15 protein-coding genes are annotated in these 15,594 nt (G+C 65.0%); 12 read left to right on the top strand and 3 right to left on the bottom strand.

Features of this window, described 5'->3' with window-relative positions; all coding sequences use genetic code 11:
- Positions 1–243 precede the first annotated feature (243 nt).
- Together LPB260_RS28130 and LPB260_RS28135 are read left to right on the top strand one after the other, a co-directional pair.
- Positions 244–993, top strand: a complete 750-nt coding sequence (locus LPB260_RS28130) for an electron transfer flavoprotein subunit beta/FixA family protein (RefSeq protein WP_208709334.1) — start codon at positions 244–246, stop codon at positions 991–993.
- The gene (locus LPB260_RS28135) at positions 994–1,923 is read left to right on the top strand and encodes an electron transfer flavoprotein subunit alpha/FixB family protein (protein ID WP_208709336.1); all 930 of its coding nucleotides are present in this window, start codon (positions 994–996) and stop codon (positions 1,921–1,923) included.
- Between the two features lie 68 nt (positions 1,924–1,991).
- Here LPB260_RS28135 and LPB260_RS28140 read toward each other — a convergent pair whose 3' ends face one another.
- A complete protein-coding gene (locus LPB260_RS28140; RefSeq protein WP_208709338.1) occupies positions 1,992–2,957 on the bottom strand; it encodes an alpha/beta fold hydrolase in 966 nt (321 codons plus the stop codon).
- A 114-nt stretch (positions 2,958–3,071) separates the two neighbouring features.
- Here LPB260_RS28140 and LPB260_RS28145 point away from each other — a divergent pair, with 114 nt between their 5' ends.
- The 10 genes from LPB260_RS28145 to LPB260_RS28190 all read left to right on the top strand — a co-directional run bounded on the left by LPB260_RS28145 (position 3,072) and on the right by LPB260_RS28190 (position 12,694).
- A complete protein-coding gene (locus LPB260_RS28145; protein ID WP_208709340.1) occupies positions 3,072–3,896 on the top strand; it encodes an ABC transporter substrate-binding protein in 825 nt (274 codons plus the stop codon).
- A 9-nt stretch (positions 3,897–3,905) separates the two neighbouring features.
- The gene (locus LPB260_RS28150; RefSeq protein WP_208709342.1) at positions 3,906–4,259 is read left to right on the top strand and encodes a DUF4398 domain-containing protein; all 354 of its coding nucleotides are present in this window, start codon (positions 3,906–3,908) and stop codon (positions 4,257–4,259) included.
- Positions 4,256–5,065 (top strand): OmpA family protein, encoded by an 810-nt coding sequence (locus LPB260_RS28155; protein WP_208709344.1) that lies wholly within the window; start codon positions 4,256–4,258, stop codon positions 5,063–5,065. The genes LPB260_RS28150 and LPB260_RS28155 overlap by 4 nt, the downstream gene beginning before the upstream one ends.
- Before the next feature lie 211 nt (positions 5,066–5,276).
- The gene (locus LPB260_RS28160; protein ID WP_208709346.1) at positions 5,277–6,716 is read left to right on the top strand and encodes a PLP-dependent aminotransferase family protein; all 1,440 of its coding nucleotides are present in this window, start codon (positions 5,277–5,279) and stop codon (positions 6,714–6,716) included.
- A gap of 406 nt (positions 6,717–7,122) precedes the next feature.
- Positions 7,123–7,995 (top strand): hypothetical protein, encoded by an 873-nt coding sequence (locus tag LPB260_RS28165; protein ID WP_208709348.1) that lies wholly within the window; start codon positions 7,123–7,125, stop codon positions 7,993–7,995.
- A 107-nt stretch (positions 7,996–8,102) separates the two neighbouring features.
- Entirely contained in the window at positions 8,103–8,972 is an 870-nt protein-coding gene (locus tag LPB260_RS28170) for a hypothetical protein (protein WP_208709350.1), read from the top strand.
- Positions 8,973–9,060: 88 nt separating this feature from the next.
- Positions 9,061–10,827, top strand: a complete 1,767-nt coding sequence (locus tag LPB260_RS28175; RefSeq protein ID WP_208709352.1) for a VWA domain-containing protein — start codon at positions 9,061–9,063, stop codon at positions 10,825–10,827.
- 2 nt (positions 10,828–10,829) lie between these two features.
- Positions 10,830–11,429, top strand: coding sequence for an RNA polymerase sigma factor (locus LPB260_RS28180; RefSeq protein ID WP_208709354.1), 600 nt, complete (start codon positions 10,830–10,832; stop codon positions 11,427–11,429).
- Positions 11,426–12,058, top strand: a complete 633-nt coding sequence (locus LPB260_RS28185) for a hypothetical protein (RefSeq protein WP_208709356.1) — start codon at positions 11,426–11,428, stop codon at positions 12,056–12,058. Before LPB260_RS28180 ends, LPB260_RS28185 begins: the two co-directional genes overlap by 4 nt.
- Before the next feature lie 72 nt (positions 12,059–12,130).
- Complete coding sequence (locus LPB260_RS28190; RefSeq protein WP_208709358.1) at positions 12,131–12,694, top strand: hypothetical protein; 564 nt, start codon at positions 12,131–12,133, stop codon at positions 12,692–12,694.
- Between the two features lie 18 nt (positions 12,695–12,712).
- Here the strand turns inward: LPB260_RS28190 and LPB260_RS28195 are convergent, their stop codons facing one another.
- Both LPB260_RS28195 and LPB260_RS28200 read right to left on the bottom strand, forming a co-directional pair.
- Positions 12,713–13,537, bottom strand: a complete 825-nt coding sequence (locus LPB260_RS28195) for an NAD(P)-dependent oxidoreductase (RefSeq protein ID WP_208709360.1) — start codon at positions 13,535–13,537, stop codon at positions 12,713–12,715.
- 84 nt (positions 13,538–13,621) lie between these two features.
- Complete coding sequence (locus tag LPB260_RS28200) at positions 13,622–15,589, bottom strand: acetyl/propionyl/methylcrotonyl-CoA carboxylase subunit alpha (RefSeq protein WP_208709362.1); 1,968 nt, start codon at positions 15,587–15,589, stop codon at positions 13,622–13,624.
- Positions 15,590–15,594 lie beyond the last annotated feature (5 nt).

Raw genomic sequence — 15,594 nt, forward strand, 5'->3', positions numbered from 1 at the left:
ATATCTACACCCTCTGGTCGGTCCAATACAAACGTTTGTTTGAATTTTCTGTAGGACTGGTAGAATCTTACTACATCGCAGATGCCTGACCGGCCCGTTGTATTGACCGGACTGGGTCGCGCGGTCAAGATACGGGCGGTTTGCGCCCGCCGTCTGGGCTGGAGAGCGGTTCCGGCCGACTCGCATCACCCGCCATGTTCGCTTTGGCGACATCCTTATTCACCGGAGAGTAACGAGGAATCCATGAAGGTTCTTGTAGCTGTCAAACGAGTGGTCGACTACAACGTCAAGGTTCGCGTGAAGGCGGACAACAGCGGCGTTGATCTTGCCAACGTCAAGATGTCGATGAACCCCTTCTGCGAAATCGCCGTGGAAGAAGCCGTACGCCTGAAAGAGAAGGGCGTGGCGAGTGAGATCGTCGTCGTGTCGATCGGCCCGACCGCAGCTCAAGAGCAGCTGCGTACCGCCCTGGCCCTGGGCGCAGATCGCGCCATCCTGGTCGAGTCCAGCGACGAGCTGAACTCGCTGGCCGTGGCCAAGCTGCTCAAGGCAGTGGCCGACAAGGAGCAGCCGCAGCTGGTGATCCTCGGCAAGCAGGCCATCGACAGCGACAACAACCAGACCGGCCAGATGCTCGGCGCCCTGACCGGCTTCGCCCAGGGCACCTTCGCCTCCAAGGTCGAAGTGGCTGGCGACAAGGTCAACGTGACCCGTGAAATCGACGGCGGCCTGCAGACCGTCGCGCTGAACCTGCCGGCGATCGTCACCACCGACCTGCGCCTGAACGAGCCGCGTTACGCGTCGCTGCCGAACATCATGAAAGCCAAGAAGAAGCCGCTGGAAGTCGTAACCCCGGCTGATCTGGGTGTCGCCACTGCTTCCACCGTGAAGACCCTGAAAGTCGAAGCGCCTGCTGCCCGCAGCGCTGGCATCAAGGTCAAGTCCGTGGCTGAACTGGTCGAGAAACTGAAGAACGAGGCGAAGGTAATCTAAATGACTATCCTGGTTATCGCTGAACACACCAATGCCGCCCTGGCGCCTGCCACTCTGAACACCGTTGCGGCCGCTCAGAAAATCGGTGGTGACATTCACGTGCTGGTTGCCGGCGCCGCCTGTGGTGCTGCTGCCGAAGCCGCCGGTAAGATCGCCGGCGTAGCCAAGGTGCTGGTCGCCGACAACGCCGCTTTCGCTCACCAGCTGCCGGAAAACGTCGCGCCGCTGGTAGCCGAGCTGGGTGCCGGCTACAGCCACATCCTGGCTGCCGCTACCAGCAACGGTAAGAACATCCTGCCGCGCGTAGCCGCCCAGCTGGACGTCGACCAGATCTCCGAGATCATCGCCGTCGAAAGCGCCGACACCTTCAAGCGCCCGATCTATGCCGGCAACGCCATCGCCACCGTGCAATCCAGTGCCGTCATCAAGGTGATCACCGTGCGCGCCACCGGTTTCGACCCGGTCGCCGCCGAAGGCGGCTCCGCTGCCGTGGAAGCCGTCGGCGCTGGCAGCGATGCTGGCAAGTCGGCCTTCGTGGGTGAAGAGCTGGCCAAGTCCGATCGTCCGGAGCTGACCGCAGCCAAGATCGTCGTGTCCGGCGGCCGCGGCATGCAGAACGGCGACAACTTCAAGCACCTCTACGCCCTGGCTGACAAGCTCGGCGCCGCGGTCGGTGCCTCGCGCGCCGCAGTGGATGCCGGCTTCGTGCCGAACGACATGCAGGTCGGTCAGACCGGCAAGATCGTCGCCCCGCAGCTGTACATCGCCGTCGGCATCTCCGGTGCGATCCAGCACCTGGCCGGCATGAAGGACTCCAAGGTGATCGTCGCGATCAACAAGGACGAGGAGGCGCCGATCTTCCAGGTGGCCGATTACGGCCTGGTCGCCGACCTGTTCGAGGCCATTCCGGAGCTGGAGAAGCTGGTTTAAACCACTTCTTCTCGTGCTACAAAAAACCCGCTCCTAGAGCGGGTTTTTTGTTGTTCAGCCAAGTAGCGCTACGGAAGCGCTCGGGCGTCTGCTGCGCCTTCGTCCGGACGCGTCGTGCTCCGCAAGAATGCCTGGTAATGCTCGGCGGTGTCCTGTGGGCGCTCGATCATCGGCGCGTGGCCGCAGTCCTTCATGATTACCACGCTTGGCTTCGGCAGCAATGGCCGCATTACCTCGATGCTGGAGACATCCAGCACGCGGTCACGGTCGCCCCACAGCAGCAGGGTCGGCGCCTGGATCTTCGGCAGTTCCGGCTCCAGCGGAATATAGCGCTCGACCAGCTGATCGAAGATTCGGCGGTAGTGCTCGCTGTTGGCGCTGGCGCGTTCGCCCAGGTGTTCCTTGAGGTGGAGGGGGAGTAAGGGCGGCTCGACGAAGACGAAGTCGAGCAGGCGCTCGAAGTCCCCCGGCTTCTCGACGATCAGCGGATTACCGGTACCGCTCTCCAGGCGCTGAATCAGCTCGCTCTTCTGCGGCGCACTGACTCCGGCGTTGTCGAACAGCGCCAGAGAGAGCACCTGCTGCGGATAGCGAGCGGCATAGAGCGCGGCAATGTGGCCGCCCATGGAGTTGCCGATCAGGTGCAGGCGATCGACCCCTAGTGCCTTGACGAAGCTGGCGACCCGCTCGGCCTGGGTGCCGACGTCATAGCTGGCGAGCGGCTTGCTGCTGTCGCCGAAGCCGGGAAGGTCCATGGCTATCACCTGGTAGCCTTCGCTCAGATGGCGGGCGAAGCGCAACCAGTTGTCCTTGTCGGCCGCGAAACCGTGGATCATCAGGATGGTTTCAGCGTCGCGCGGACCGCCGCGGTAGTAATGAATGCTAAGATCCGCGACCTCCATGCGCTCGTGGGACAGGCCGGCGGCCTGTTGCTCAAGCCACAGCACGCTGGCCAGCAGGGTAGCGGGAAAGGCATAGAACACCCCGGCCGCCGCGCCGACCAGCAGCAGGAGAGCGAGAAAGAGTTTTTTCATTGCATGTCCTTATCGCGAATTATTATTGCGCTGTCGCTAAGCTAGCATGGAAGCACGCGCCTGGCCTGCAGCCGCTGTGGGCGGGCCATCGAACGATCAACCGAGACCCATCGAATGCTCGAACGTCCTTTTCTCAAGTCCTGCCTGTTGCTCGTCGCCTTGCTGGCGATGCCAGCCCTGGCGCCCGCGGCCGGCAAATGTGAGCGTCTGGTCGCCACCGGTCATCCCGATTACCCTCCCTTCAGTTGGCGCGACCCGCAGAATCCGAAGCAGCTGATCGGTGCGCAGGCCGACCTGCTGGCCAGGCTGGGCAAGGAGCTGGGGGTGAACATCGAGGTGCTCTACAGCAGTACCTGGGACAAGGCCCTGGATGAGGTTCGCAGCGGGCGGATCGATCTGCTGGCTGGCGCGAGCCTGACGCTGGCCGAGCTGGAAAGCATGGATTACGTGCACCCGGCGGTGTTCAGCCGTGCCGAGGTGGTCTGGGTGCGCAATATCGCCAGCTTTCCCTATATCGAGTGGGCCGACCTGCGCGAACGTCGTGGCGCGTCCGTCGGCAAGCCTTTCGGGCCAGTCTTCGACGACTATGCCAAGGCGCACTTGAGCCTGGAGCAGGGCGGCAATCTGACCCAGCTGTTGCAGAAGCTGATGCTCGGCGAGGTCGACTACGTCATTCATGAGCGCGAGCCGGCGCAGGCGTTGGCCCTGACCCTGGGTCTGCAGGACGATCTGCTGACCCTGAGTCCGCCCATCCGCAGCGAAGGGCTGCACCTTGCGCTGTCGCACAACTCGGCGTGCAACGATCCCTGGTTGCGCGGACAGCTGGCGAAAAAAATGACAGAATTGGCCGCCGCCGGCGTGCCGGAAGCCTTGTTGCAGGGCAATCTGCAGCGTTGGAAGGCGCAGCAGTTGCAGCCCGCCAGCGTCCCGAATCCGTAGGAAAATCCAGTGATCAATCGATTTCTATGCGCCGTGCTGGCGCTGTTGGCCTTGACGGCTTGCGCCAATGATCCGGCGCCCACCGAGCAAATGCGCCTGAGCGAGCAGGCGGTTACCCAGGCCCGGGCCGTGGGGGCGGATGAGCAGGTGCCGGAGCTGGTCCTGGCCGAGGACAAGCTGAAGCGCGCCCAGGCCGCCATGGCCGCCGAGGCGTTCAAGGAGGCGCGGGTGCTGGCCGAGCAGGCCGAGCTGGATGCCCGCCTGGCGGAGGCCCGGGTGGTGACTGCCAAGAGCCAGGAGCAACTGAGCGAGCTGAGCAAGCGGATCAATCGTCTGCGTCGACAGTTGGGGGATCTGCAATGAAGGGGCCATTGCTGATGACCGGCGCGAGCCTGTTGCTCCTGCTGGGTGGTTGCGCCGGTTTGCAGCCGAGCGACGGCGAGGCGCTGGAGGCGGCCCGGGCGAGTTTCCAGACGGTCAAGGAGGATCCGGCCGTGCTGCGCAGCGCCGCCAAGGACGTGATCCGTGCCGGTGAGTCCCTGGCGCGTGCCGACCGCCTGTCCAGCTACTGGGGCAGTGCCGACGATGTCAGTCATTACGCCTACCTGAGCCAGCGCTACAGCGATATCGCCGCGCAGAAGAGTGTACTGGGGCTCAACCAGGAGCGCGCGGCCCGGCTCGAACTGGAACGCCAGCGCCTGCAGCTGGCGTTGCGCGAGGCCAAGCTGCTGAGTATTCAGGAGCAGAGCCACTGGCTCGAGGAGCAGATGCTCAGCCTGGCCACCACCGAGACCGAGCGCGGCCTGGTGATGACCCTGGGCGATGTGCTGTTCGATGCCGGGCACGCCGACCTCAACGTCTCGGCCAACCGTACGGTGCTCAAGCTGGTGCAGTTTCTCCAGCTCAACCCGCGCCGGGTGGTGCGGATCGAGGGCTATAGCGATAGCCGTGGCGACAAGCAGGAGAACCTCGAGCTGTCGCGGGCGCGGGCGCAGACCGTGGCCGACGTGTTGATCGACCTCGGCATCGATGCCAAGCGCATCGAGGTGCAGGGCTATGGCGAGGCCTTCCCGGTGGCCGAGAACGCCTCGGCCAAGGGCCGGGCGCGCAACCGCCGGGTCGAGATCGTCTTCTCCGACGAGCAGGGTCGCCTGGGCGCCCCTCGCTGATTGCCAGCGATCGAACCAGCCCCGGTAGCCGTCAGGCGCCGGGGCTTTTTCATGCCGGCAGCAATTAGCGCAACAGTTGTCCTTGTGGCCAATTGGTCTAATACAGTTGTTGGCTTGTCGGCATTGTCTCGGGCAGAATCCCCGTAGCTGTACCGGTACATTTTAGATGTGCCGGCTTACTGTTACGGTTCAGGCAAGCGGGAAAGCAGTCATGACCAATCTGTTGCTCTATCAGCGTATCGCTCAGCAGCTGGCGGAAGATATTCGTCGCGGCGTCTATCAGCCGGGTGAGCGCGTACCCTCCGTGCGCAAGATGAGCGCGCAGCTCAGCGTCAGCCATGCCACGGTGCTGCAGGCCTACGCCAACCTGGAGGACCAGGGCCTGATCCGCGCTCGCCCGCAGTCGGGCTTCTATGTGCACCAGACCCCCGCCCTGACCGCGCCGACTCCGGATATCGCCCGGGTCGAGCGTCCCAGCCTGGTGACCCGCAGCAGCATCATCAACCAGATCCTCACCGAGTCGCGCCGCGAAGGGGTGTTTCCCCTCGGCGCCGCGGTGCCCCATGTCGACTACCTACCGGTGCGCGCCCTGCACCAGCAACTGGCGAAGGTGACCCGCTTCCAGAGTCCTCGGGCCTTCAGCTACATGTTCAGTCCGGGTTTCGAGCCCCTGCGCCGGCAGGTGGCGATTCGGATGCGTGACGCCGGGGTGGTGGTCGACCCCTCGGAAGTGGTGATCACCCATGGCTGCGTCGATGCCCTGCAGATGTCGCTGCGCGTGTTGACCCAGCCGGGCGACCTGATTGCCGCCGAGTCGCCGACCTATTACGGCTTGCTGCAACTGGCCGATCTGCTCGGCCTGAAGGTCATCGAGATTCCCAGCGACCCGACCACCGGCATCAGCCTGGAGGCGTTGCAGCTGGCCGCCAGTCAGTGGCCGATCAAGGCCCTGGTGCTGACCGCGCGGTTGAGCAACCCGCTCGGCGGCACCATCCCCGAGGATCGCCAGAAACAGCTGCTGCGCCTGGCCGGCGACTTCGATATCAAGATCGTCGAGGACGACATCTATGGCGAACTGATGTTCGAGCAGGGACCGACCAAGTCGCTCAAGTCCCAGGACCGGGAAGGGCAGGTGGTGTATTGCTCGAGCTTTTCCAAGACCCTGTCGCCGGGCGTGCGCATCGGCTGGATAGTCGCCGGCAAGTACCAGGACGAGATCCAGCGCCTGCAGACCTTCAGCACCCACTCGGCGTGCAGCGTCACGCAGATGGCGGTGGCGGCCTATCTGGAGAATGGCGGCTACGACCGCCATCTGCGGCATATCCGCCAAGAGTACCGCAAGAACCTCAGTGCCTTCCAACTGGCGGTGCAGCAGTACTTCCCGGAAGGCACGCAGCTGAGCCGGCCCAAGGGCGGCTTCATCCTCTGGGTCAGCCTGCCGGTACGGGTCAACACCAAGGACCTGCACGTGCGCGCCCTGGAGCAGGGCATCAGCATCGCGCCGGGGCTGATCTTCAGTAACACCGAGCAGTTCAACCACTGCATCCGCCTGAACTGCGGCATCCCCTGGAACCGCGAGGCCGAGCGCGCGCTGATGACCCTCGGCCTGCTGGCCAGTCAACTGTGCCAGGAAAGCGGCAGCAGCCTATGACAGTGCCGCCGCTGTCTTAAGCCGGTCATGCTCCTCCCGGCTGCTCTAACAGGCAGTTGAAAAACCTTGGGCCGGCAGCCAGTGGATGGCAAAAACGGGCGAAAAATCGGTATTTACGCGCTGTAAATGAGCAAGTGAGTCTGTTGTTAACGCCGCAATGGCAACGCAGCTAGCTTTTCAACAGCCTGCAAAGGCCCATCCGCCGATGGGCCTTTTTTGTGGGTATTAGGAACCGTTTTATTACCTGCCCCGAGGAGTGAAATTTACAATCCCCTTCCGGGGTTCACTCCCGGTGAAGCAGGACCCAAAAGGAGCCAATGACTTGAGCAAGGAACGACGACGCATGCCGATGCCTCTCGGGGCTTATTCGCTGAACCTTTGTTTATGTTTATCGGGAGTCGCCTAGATGATCGGGCTAGGGAAGGCTTATTGCATTAAGCCCAGGGCTAAACCCTATTTGCTTGTCGCCCTGTTGCTGCTGGCCGGCTGCGACAGTGGCCAAGCACCGGCTACGAAGGCGGCCGCCGTGCCGCCCAGCGATCCGGCGGCCATGACCCCGCTGCAACGCGCCGAGGCGGGGCAGGCCTTGTGGAAGGAAAAGTGCCGCACTGTGGCCGGGGAGAAGATCTACCGAACGGTTGCGGATGTGGAGGGGTTGGTATTGCTTAAGGTGCGGCCTAAGGCAAGCGACCTCGAGTGGGCAGATCCCAATTGGCCGGGGGCGGCGTTTGCAAAGGAAGCCCGGAGGGATGAATACATCACCACTTTTCTCGGCTACGAATACGCCACTAGAACTAAGGGTGTACCAAACGAAATCACCAAGACGATGCGTGGTTATATCGAAACGGATCGCCGTCCCGGTCTTATGGATCGTCCAGGCTATCGCTATGTCGATGTAATCGATTCCGAAGATAAACAGCGGTACCGGTATGTATTGGTTCATAAGCCTAGACCTACGTCGAAGATAGGCTGGATAGATACCCTCCTAGAAAAGTCTCCTGCCCCCGACCCTACTCCACGCTATGGCGTGACCTTCGAGGACCATGTGATCCCTGAGGAACGTGCCCTGGGTGTGGCTAGTAGCACGGTCAGGGTCATCGATCTCGAGACCGATGAAGTGCTAGGGGAGATGCTGCGCTACGCCTGGAGTACTCCAGTCAGTAGCGCCAACCCTAGCCCCTGGCTAACTGCCTATCGCTGTCCAGATCATGAGGTCGGAGTCGCAGAAGCCACTCGTAAATTTGTCGATCAAGTTCTAATTCCAAGGAAGGAGCAATAAGCCATGACTGTCGTAAGCACCCTCAACATCGCCGACTACCTGAAGTACGCCAAGCCGCTCGGGGCTTGTTCGCTGAACCTTTGTTTATGTTTTTTGGAGTCGCCTAGATGATCGGGCTAGGGAAGGATTATTGCATCAAGCCCAGGGCTAAACCTCATCTGCTTTTCGCCCTGTTGCTGCTGGCCGGCTGCGACAGTGGCCAAGCACCGGCTACGAATGCGGCCGCCGTGCCGCCCAGCGATCCGGCGGCCATGACCCCGCTGCAACGCGCCGAGGCGGGGCAGGCCTTGTGGAAGGAAAAGTGCCGCACTGTGGCCGGGGAGAAGATCTACCGAACGGTGGCGGATGTGGAGGGGTTGGTGTTGCTTAAAGTGCGGCCCGAGGCAAGCGACCGCCAGTGGGCAGACCCCAATTGGCCGGGGGCGGCGTTTGCGGGTGAAGCGTACACCGATGAGTACATCAAAAGTTTCCTAGGTTATGAGCATTCACCTTTCCCCACTGGCGAGCCGGTGAGCTCTTCTTATCGCGGATATGTTAATACCGACTATCTTCCGGACAACCCAAGTAATCTTCCCGGCTACCGTTATGTCGATGTAATCGATTCTGAAGATGAACAGCGGTACCGGTATATATTGGTTCATAAGCCTAGACCTACGTCTAAGATAGGCTGGATAGATACCCTCCTAGAAAAATCTCCTGCCCCCGATCCCATTCCACGTTATGGCGTGACCTTTGAAGACCATATGATCCCCGAGGAGCGTGCCTTGGGTGTGGCCAGTAGCACGGTCAGGGTCATCGATCTCGAGACCGATGAAGTGCTGGGGGAGATGCTGCGCTACGCCTGGAGCACCCCAGCCAGTAGCGCCAACCCTAGCCCCTGGCTAACTGCTTATAAATGCCCTGGCCATGCCGTTGGTGCTGGAGCCGCAACTCGTAAATTTGTCGATCAAGTTCTTATTCCAAGGCAGGAGCACTAAACCATATATCTGGGCGGCTTAACCCGTTTCAGCAGAGGGCTGCGTCTACCTGGGTGAATGCGTTGTTTGCCTACTCAGGAGGTGCCCCATGTCGACTTACCCCGTTTTACTCAGCCGTCCCTTGGCTGCCGGTTTCGCCGCCGGTCTGTTGATTGCCCTCGGCGCTTGCAGCGCCTCCAACCCCGATGCGCAGGATCAGGCCAGCGCGCAGGCCAAGCCGGCCAGCCCCGCGTTGGCGACGGATCAGGCCGGGGCCAGCGGTCGTGGCGAGTTGCGCGAGCAGCTGGCCGCGCCTGTGGCCGAGTTGGCGCGCAAGGCCAAGGTGGAAAGCAGCGCCGCCATGCCGAGCATGGCCTATGCGCCCATGCCCAGCCCGCTTGCCGATGCTATGCCGCCGGGTTACCGCGACCAGGGCCGTGAGCAGTACCAGCAGCTCGCCGACAACCCGGTGCAGGCGGTGGCCGAGGCGCCGGTGTCGACCTTTAGCATCGACGTGGACACCGGTAGCTATGCCAATGTGCGGCGCTTCCTCAATTCCGGGCAGCTGCCGCCCAAGGATGCGGTGCGTCTGGAGGAGCTGGTCAACTACTTCCCCTATGCCTATCCGCAGCCCACCGGCGAGGTGCCCTTCGCCGTGGCAACCGAACTGGCGCAGACGCCGTGGAACTCCAACAGCCGCCTGCTGCGTATCGCCATCAAGGCCGGGGACAAGGCGCTGGCGACGCTGCCGCCGGCCAATCTGGTATTTCTGGTGGATGTCTCCGGTTCCATGGACCGCCGCGAGGGCCTGCCGCTGGTGCAGAGCACGCTGAAGTTGCTGGTCGATCAGCTGCGCGCCGAGGACAAGGTGTCGCTGGTGGTCTATGCCGGCTCAAGCAGCGTGGTGCTGGAGCCGACCGCCGGCAGCGACAAGGCCAGGATCCGCGCGGCCATCGAACAGCTGCGCGCCGGCGGCTCGACGGCGGGTGAGTCGGGTATTCAGCTGGCCTATCAGCAGGCGCAGCAGGGCTTTATTGCCGGCGGCATCAACCGCATCCTGCTGGCCACCGATGGCGACTTCAATGTCGGCATCAGCGACTTCGAGGCGCTCAAACAACTGGCCGCCGACAAGCGCAAGAGCGGGGTGTCGCTGACCACCCTGGGCTTTGGCACCGACAACTACAACGAGCGCCTGATGGAGCAGCTGGCCGACGCCGGCGACGGCAACTACGCCTATATCGACAACCTGCGCGAGGCGCGCAAGGTGCTGGTCGATCAGCTCGGCTCGACCCTGGCCACGGTCGCCAGCGACGTGAAGATCCAGGTCGAGTTCAACCCGGCCGAGGTCAGCGAATACCGTCTGCTGGGCTACGAGAACCGCGCGCTTAAGCGCGAGGATTTTGCCAACGACAAGGTCGATGCCGGCGAGATTGGCGCGGGGCATAGGGTCACCGCGCTCTATGAGGTGGTGCCGGTGGGGGCCAAGGGTTGGCTGGAGCCGCTGCGTTATCAGAACAGCGACAAGCCGGCAGGCAAGGCCGGCGAACTGGCCTGGTTGCGCATTCGCTACAAGACCCCGGGGCAGGCCAGCAGCCAGCTGCTGGAGCGGCCGATCGCGGCCGCCGAGGCGCCGGCCCTGGCCGATAGCAGCGAGGACCTGCGTTTCGCCGCGGCGGTGGCGGCCTTCGCCCAGCAGCTCAAGGGCGGCCAGTACACCGGGCGCTTTAGCCTGGCCGACAGCGCCGAGCTGGCGCGCCAGGCCAGGGGCGAGGACCGCTTCGGCCTGCGCGCCGAGTTTGTGCAGCTGGTAGAGCTGGCCCGGAGCCTGCAAACTCCAGCGGTGCTCTCCCCGCCACCCACCGCCAAGGTCGATTGAGTGTGACTGACACCCCACCTGCAAAGGTTCCTGCCGATACCGACGCCGCGTTGCTGCGGCGTTATCGCCAGGGCGATGCCGAGGCCTTCGCGCTGTTGTACCAGCGCCATCGCCTCGGCCTGTTCCGCTTTCTCTGCGGCCTGTGCGGCGAGCCGGCGCTGGCCGAGGAAATCTTCCAGGACACCTGGCTGAGCCTGATTCGCAGCGACTCGCTGCAGCGCGAGAAGGTGCTGTTCAAGACCTGGTTGTACCAGATTGCGCGCAACCGCCTGATCGATCACTGGCGCAAGCACGGCAAGCGCCAGAGCCTGCAGGACGCCTACGACGAGCGCCTGCACGCGGCGCCGGACGAGCAGGCCGACCCGGTCCAGCAGCTCGACCTGAGCCGCGACCGCCAGCGCCTGCAGGGGGCGCTCGACGACCTGCCGTTGGAGCAGCGCGAAGTGTTCCTGCTGCGCGCCCAGGGCGAGTTCGAGCTGCAGGAGATCGCCGAGCTGACCCACACGCCGGCGGAAACCGTGAAGAGTCGCCTGCGCTATGCCCTGCACAAGCTGCGCCGGCTGTTGGCCGACCCCACCGAGGCCAAAGAGGTATCCGCATGAAAGACCCGCACGCCAACTCCCCTGTCGACGCCGACGAGCAGCAGTTGTCGCAGCACTACCGTCGTCACCAGGACGAGGAGCCCTCGGCGGCGCTGGACGCCCGCATCCTCGCCGCTGCCCGTGAGCAAGCCCGCCCGCGCGCGACTGTGCTGGCGCGCCTGCATGGCTGGCTGTTCGGCCATTCGCCGCGCCTGCGCTGGAGTCTCGCGCTGGGCAGCGTGGCGGCCCTGGGGCTGGGCTTGGGCCTGAGCCTGAAGACCCTCGAACGGGTCCCGGCCGGCTTCGACAGCGCGCTGCCCGCCGCGCCGAGCCTGCAGCGCCAGGCCGCGCCAGCTCCTGCGCAGAAGACGCTGATGGCCGAGTCCGCCGCGGTCGGCGCGCAGGAGGCCATGGCCGACGCGGCCGCAGCGCCTCCCGCCCGCGTCGCCCCGGAGGCCATGGGCAAGGCGCAGGGGCCCAGGCTGGAGGCCGAGTTGGCCGAGGCGCTGCGCGAGATTCTCAGGCTGCGCGAGGAGGGCGAGCAGGGCGCGGCCGCCGCGCGCATCGAGGCGCTGCGCCAGCGTTATCCGCAGCTGGATATCGAGGCGCTGCTGGTCCGGCAGCAGGCGGCGGACGAGCTCGCGCGTTGAGCGAAATCCAGCTTGTCAGGCGACGCCGGGCAGGCGAGCATTGCCGCCTCGTTAGATCCATCAAGAGCGATCATGAGTGTCATGCGTTACCTGGCCCTGACCCTGCTGGTTCCCCTGCTGAGCGCCTGTGAGCCGGAGGTCAAGCCGGCCAAGGTCGAACCGTCGAAAAACGTCGCGCCGGCGGAGGCCAAGGCGCCTGCCCAGGCGCCTGCCCAGGCGCTGTCGACCCCGCCCGCTGACGCGCCTGCAGCGGCGCCGACCGAGGCGGGTCCGGGGCCTGAGGTGCCTGAAGAACCGCAGGCGGTTGCCCCCGTCCCGGCGGCTGTCACCCCGAGCAAGGCAGCCCCGCCGCCGGCCGCGAGCCGGGCCGAGGAGCAGCAGGCGTCGGCCCCGGTTGCCCCCGTGCAACCGGAGCACGCCACGCTGGACCTCAGCCTGCCGCCCGAGCTGCTCGAGCAGCTGAGCGCCGAGGGGGTACCAGGCGAGGTGGCGGCGCCGCTGCTGCCGCCCCTGTTCGAGGAAGATGCGGCAGGCGACCCATTCCAGCTCAGCGGCCGCTTGATCACCAATGAAGACGATGCCGACTACTGGGAGTCGGTGGACGGGGCCGAGCTGCAGTTCAAGTTCAAACGCTAGTCAGGCCCGTGGCCGCGCTCAATCGAGGAACAGGTCGGGGATCAGCGCGCCGCCGTCGGGATCGTAGCGGTATTGCTCGAACTCGCTCTGGCCCTGCTCGCGCAGCACCTGCTCGTCGATCAACAGGCGCCCGCTGATGCTGCGCCCGCTGCTGCTGAGGATGGCATGGGCGGCGTCGGCCATGATCTGCGGGGTGCGCGCGCGCTTGAACACCTCGCGGCTGCCCACCTCGAACTCGATGGCGGCGGTGGCGATCATGGTCTTGGGCCACAGCGCATTGACGCTGATGCCGTATTTCTTGAATTCCTCGTGCATGCCCAGGGTGAGCATGCTCATGCCGTACTTGGTGACCGTGTAGGGGCCGTGCTGGGCGAACCACTTGTTGTCCAGGCTCAGCGGCGGCGACAGGCTGAGGATGTGCCCGTTGGCGCTGTTCTTCAGGTAGGGCAGGGCGGCCTGGCTGCAGACCATCACCGCGCGGGTGTTGATCTGGAACATCAGGTCGAAGCGCTTGGGCTCCAGCTGTTCGACGCCCTGTAGCTTGATCGCCCCGGCGTTGTTGACCAACGCGTCGATGCCGCCGAAATGCTCGGCGGCGCGGTCCATGGCGACCTTCACCGCCTGCTCGTCGCGCACGTCCAGCTGCACGGCGAGGGCCTTGCCGCCCGCCGCCTCGACCTCGGCGGCGACGCTGTGGATGGTGCCGGGCAGCTTCGCATGGGCCTCGGCGCTCTTCGCCGCGATGACCACATTGGCGCCGTCGCGTGCGGCACGCAGGGCGATCTCGCGGCCGATGCCGCGGCTGGCGCCGGTGATGAACAGGGTTTTTCCGGTCAGTGACATGCTGAGTTCCTTGTGGGTAGTGGTAGGGGGCGTCGTGCGCGCCATCGACGGCGTCCGCTGCGCACAGCACGCCCTACCTGGGTGTCATGCCTCGATATCCACCAGCAGCTGGCGGTTCTTTACCTGCTCGCCCTTGCTTACCGCCACTCGGCCGACGACGCCGTCGATCGTCGCCTTGAGCGGGTGTTCCATCTTCATCGCCTCCAGGACCAGCAGCAGGGTGCCCTTGGCGACCCGCTGGCCTTCGTTCACCAGTACCTCGACGATGGCGCCGTCCATCGGCGCCTTCACCGCGCCGCAACCGGCGGCTGCGACGCTCCCCGCCGGTTGTTGGCTGATCTCCAGCAGTTCCAGGTGGCCTTCAGGGCCGTGCAGCCACAGCCGGCCCCCGTCCAGATGATAGGTCAGGCGTCGGCGAATGCCGTCCAGCTCCAGGCAGGCCCGGCGAGCGTCGCAGGCGAGCAGGCGCAGGGTCAGTCTTTCGCTGCTGACCTGGGCCTCGAGCTGTGCCTGCGCGCCGGCCTCCAGCACGCGCAGTTCGACCCCATGGGTGTGTTCGGCATGCTGGAGCAGGAAGCGTGAGGGCACGCCCGGTGCGTTGCTCCAGCCGCGCAGCCGGCCCTGCTGCGCTCGGGCCTGGAACAGCAGGGCGGCGGCACAGGCCAGTTGGCCCGGCGTCGGCGTCTGTGGCGCGAGGCTGGGATCGTCGGCGAAGTGCTCGGTGATAAAGGAGGTGGTGGCGTTGCCGGCGGCGAACTGCGGGTGGCGCAGCAGGTTGGCGAGGAAGCGCTGGTTGCCGTTGACGCCCAGCAGCACGCAGTCCTCCACCGCGCGCAGCAGCTTGCGTCGGGCCTCGTCGCGGGTGGCGCCGTGGGCGACGATCTTGGCCAGCATGGGGTCGTAGAAGGGGCTGACGGCCTGGCCTTCGAGCAGGCCGTGATCGACGCGGATGCCCTCGTCCTGCGCCGGTTCCCAGCGCAGCACGTTGCCGGTCTGCGGCAGGAAACCCTGGGCGGGATTCTCGGCGTACAGGCGCACCTCCATGGCGTGGCCCTGCAGCTGAATCTGCGCCTGTTCCAGTGGCAGCGGCTGGCCCGCGGCGACGCGCAGCTGCCAGGCGACCAGGTCCTGGCCGGTGACCAGCTCGGTGACCGGGTGCTCCACCTGCAGGCGGGTGTTCATCTCCAGGAAGTAGAAGGCGCCACTGGCATCGAGCAGGAACTCCACGGTGCCGGCGCCGACATAGTCGACCGAGGCCGCGGCCTTGATGGCGGCCTCGCCCATGGCCTGGCGCAACTCCTGGGTCATTAGCGGGCAGGGCGACTCTTCCACCACCTTCTGGTGGCGGCGCTGCACCGAGCAGTCGCGCTCGCCGAGGTGCACCAGGTTGCCATGACTGTCGCCGAACACCTGGATTTCCACGTGGCGTGGCTGGATCAGCGCGCGTTCGAGAATCAGCTCGCCACTGCCGAAGGCGTTCTGCGCCTCCGAGCGGGCGGTACGCAGCTGCGCCAGCAGCTCATCGGGGTGCTGCACCAGGCGCATGCCGCGGCCGCCGCCGCCGGCGCTGGCCTTGACCATCAGCGGGTAGCCGATGCGCTGGGCCTCGCGGCTCAGGGTCGCGTCGTCCTGCTCGGCACCTTCGTAGCCGGGAATGCAGGGCACCCCGGCTTCCAGCATGGCCAGCTTGGCCAGGCGCTTGCTGCCCATCAGCTCGATGGCCGCGGCGCTCGGACCGATAAAGACGATGCCGGCCTGCTCGCAGGCGCGGGCGAAGGCGGCGTTCTCCGAGAGAAAGCCGTAGCCGGGGTGGATGGCGTCGGCGCCGGTCCTGTCTGCGGCGGCGATGATGGCGTCGATGCTCAGGTAGGACTGCTGCGCCGGTGCCGGGCCGATGCAGACCGCCTCGTCGGCCAGCTGCACGTGACGGTCGTCGGCGTCGGCGGCGCTGTGCACCGCCACGCTGCGGTAACCGAGGGCGTGCACGCTGCGCAGCACCCGGCAGGCGATCTCGCCGCGGTTGGCAATCAGGACTTTGTTGAAGGTGGCCATGGGTG

The sequence above is a fragment of the Pseudomonas sp. LPB0260 genome (genome assembly GCF_013388395.1).

Coding starts and splice junctions, on each gene's coding strand:
- LPB260_RS28140 (WP_208709338.1), bottom strand. CDS start 2,957: ATGAAAAAACTCTTTCTCGCTCTCCTGCTGCTGGTCGGCGCGGCGGCC.
- LPB260_RS28130 (WP_208709334.1), top strand. CDS start 244: ATGAAGGTTCTTGTAGCTGTCAAACGAGTGGTCGACTACAACGTCAAG.
- LPB260_RS28155 (WP_208709344.1), top strand. CDS start 4,256: ATGAAGGGGCCATTGCTGATGACCGGCGCGAGCCTGTTGCTCCTGCTG.
- LPB260_RS28185 (WP_208709356.1), top strand. CDS start 11,426: ATGAAAGACCCGCACGCCAACTCCCCTGTCGACGCCGACGAGCAGCAG.
- LPB260_RS28175 (WP_208709352.1), top strand. CDS start 9,061: ATGTCGACTTACCCCGTTTTACTCAGCCGTCCCTTGGCTGCCGGTTTC.
- LPB260_RS28190 (WP_208709358.1), top strand. CDS start 12,131: ATGAGTGTCATGCGTTACCTGGCCCTGACCCTGCTGGTTCCCCTGCTG.
- LPB260_RS28200 (WP_208709362.1), bottom strand. CDS start 15,589: ATGGCCACCTTCAACAAAGTCCTGATTGCCAACCGCGGCGAGATCGCC.
- LPB260_RS28135 (WP_208709336.1), top strand. CDS start 994: ATGACTATCCTGGTTATCGCTGAACACACCAATGCCGCCCTGGCGCCT.
- LPB260_RS28195 (WP_208709360.1), bottom strand. CDS start 13,537: ATGTCACTGACCGGAAAAACCCTGTTCATCACCGGCGCCAGCCGCGGC.
- LPB260_RS28170 (WP_208709350.1), top strand. CDS start 8,103: ATGATCGGGCTAGGGAAGGATTATTGCATCAAGCCCAGGGCTAAACCT.
- LPB260_RS28160 (WP_208709346.1), top strand. CDS start 5,277: ATGACCAATCTGTTGCTCTATCAGCGTATCGCTCAGCAGCTGGCGGAA.
- LPB260_RS28145 (WP_208709340.1), top strand. CDS start 3,072: ATGCTCGAACGTCCTTTTCTCAAGTCCTGCCTGTTGCTCGTCGCCTTG.
- LPB260_RS28165 (WP_208709348.1), top strand. CDS start 7,123: ATGATCGGGCTAGGGAAGGCTTATTGCATTAAGCCCAGGGCTAAACCC.